Annotated in this window: 1 protein-coding gene; it reads left to right on the top strand. The window is 66.9% G+C overall.

Features of this window, described 5'->3' with window-relative positions; translation table 11 throughout:
- The first annotated feature begins 801 nt into the window (after positions 1–801).
- On the top strand, positions 802–2,118 hold the full coding sequence (gene ltrA / locus AB0I73_RS41090; protein ID WP_363045484.1) for a group II intron reverse transcriptase/maturase: 1,317 nt from the start codon (positions 802–804) through the stop codon (positions 2,116–2,118).
- The last annotated feature ends 118 nt before the right edge of the window (positions 2,119–2,236 follow it).

Raw genomic sequence — 2,236 nt, 5'->3', positions numbered from 1 at the left:
AGGCGCTGAGGATCGAGTGGGAGGAGGAGCCCACCGCTGGTCATCGCAGTGACCGGTTGAAGCTGGAGACAGGCTGGACCCCAGGTCGGGGGCGAGGCCGGAAGCAGTCTCGACAACGTAGGGGCGGGCCGCGACCACCAGGCGGTTCGTGCCCGCAAGCGAAGGCGGAATGGGTGCAAGGAAACTGAACCAGTGGTCGAAGCCCCGTGAGTCGTCAGCGGCCTGCCGAATCTGGTGGATGGGCCGCGCCGCGGTGCTGGAGAGAGCCGTAACCGGTGGCCTCTCCTCTCCCGTCGTCTTGAACCTGTGGGCGCCGGGAGGCCCGGACCAAGACTGCGATGTGCGGTCCGGGCGATGCCGTCGGGGTAAAGCTGGGCACCGAAGCCGTCGCAGAAGATCCTCAGTGAACGTGGGAAGCGACCTGGCATCGCCCTCCCCGCTCGGCAGCCGGCCGGGCGGCGGGCAGGCGCGACGCTCGCTGATGAGGCCGGGTCGTGGCGGAGTCGCCGTAGTACTCCGAGGACGGGAAAGCCGTCCGCATGGGGAAGGGCGACAGCGTGAGGGCAGCAGGGGTGCTGTCGGGGAGGGACGTTGTTGAACAACGACGCGCCGCCGCAGTCGTGGCCGAGCATCTTCGCGGCCGAGCGGCGGGTACTCGATCATCAGCTCAAGCTGCACCGATGGGCAAGGAGCGATCCGGCTCGCCGGTTCGCTGACGTATTCAACTTGATCTGCGACCGGGCCACGCTGTTGGTGGCCTGGGAACGGGTGTCTGGCAACCGGGGTGCCAGGACAGCGGGCGTGGACGCGGTCACCCGCTATCACGTCGAGGAACGCCTGGGAGTGATCCCGTTCCTGGAGGAGCTGCGCTCCTCGCTCAAGGACGGGACGTTCCAAGCGCTGCCGGTCAAGCAGGCGGTGATCCCCAAGAAGAACGGCAAGGTCCGTTACTTGGGCATCCCGACCCTGCGCGACCGGGTCGCGCAGATGGCTCTCAAGCTGGTCCTGGAACCGATCTTCGAGGCCGATTTCTACCCGTCCAGTTACGGATACCGGCCCGGACGTCGGGCCCAGGATGCCATCGCCGAGATCCACCATCTCACCAGCAGGCCGTCGAACTACGAGTGGGTCATCGAGGGAGACATCAAGGCCTGCTTCGACAACGTCGATCACCACGTCCTGATGGACCTGGTGGCCGAGCGCATCAAGGATCGCAAGGTCCTGCGGCTGGTCGGCGCATTTCTGCGGGCCGGGGTTGTCGAGTTGCACGGTGGCCTGGCGGAGACCCTCACCGGGACTCCGCAGGGCGGGGTCGCCTCCCCGCTGCTGGCCAACATCTATCTCTCCGTCCTGGACCGGCATTTCGCCGGGATCTGGGACGAGGAGATGTCCCCGGCCTGGCGTCGGCAGCACCGACGTCGACGGGGGCTGCCGAACTTCCGGCTGGTGCGATACGCGGATGACTTCGTCGTGCTCGTGCACGGCACGAGGAAGGATGCGGAAGCACTCAAGACGGAGATCGGCACGCTGCTGGCCGGTCGGCTGAGGATGACCCTCTCGGAGGAGAAGACCCACATCACCCACATCGACGACGGCTTCGTCTTCCTCGGCTTCCACATCCAGGCGAAGACCCGGGGCGACGGTCGCCGCGCCGTGCTCACCATCCCGTCCAAGGTCGCCTTGGCGTCGGTGATGCACAAGATCAAGAAACTGACGGAGCGGGGCACGACCCTGCTGTCGTTGGAGGCGGTGCTGCGGACGGTCAACCCGGTCCTGCGGGGCTGGGCGGCCTACTTCCGCTACGGCGCATCGAAGAAGACGTTCTCCTATCTCGGCCATTACGCGTGGTGGAGGATGATCCTCTGGATACGCCGCAAGCACCCCCACCTGACCTGGAAGAGACTGCGGCGGCTGTACTTCGGGGCCGACCGCATCACCGAGGGCGGGATCGTCCTCTACAACCCGGCGAGGATGCGGGTCGAACGCTACCGCTATCGCGGAGCGCAGATCAGCACGCCCTACAACATCGACGAGGTCAACCCGGCGGGAGCACGCTTCCGCCGGACCAGCCACGACGATGCGGCCTTCGTCGGCCAGGTCAGCGAATACCTCGCCTGACGCATCGGATCACGTGGAGAGCCGGATGCTCGGCCAACGGGCACGTCCGGTTCGGCGGGCGGGGACGGGAAGACCGACACCCGGAACGGTGCACGGCGTCCCGTCCCCGACCCAACTC

This window comes from Streptomyces sp. NPDC050388 (genome assembly GCF_040655635.1).
Taxonomy (GTDB): Bacteria; Actinomycetota; Actinomycetes; order Streptomycetales; family Streptomycetaceae; genus Streptomyces.
The sequence above is the reverse complement of the archived record's forward strand: the minus strand, read 5'-3'. Positions and strand labels throughout refer to the sequence as shown.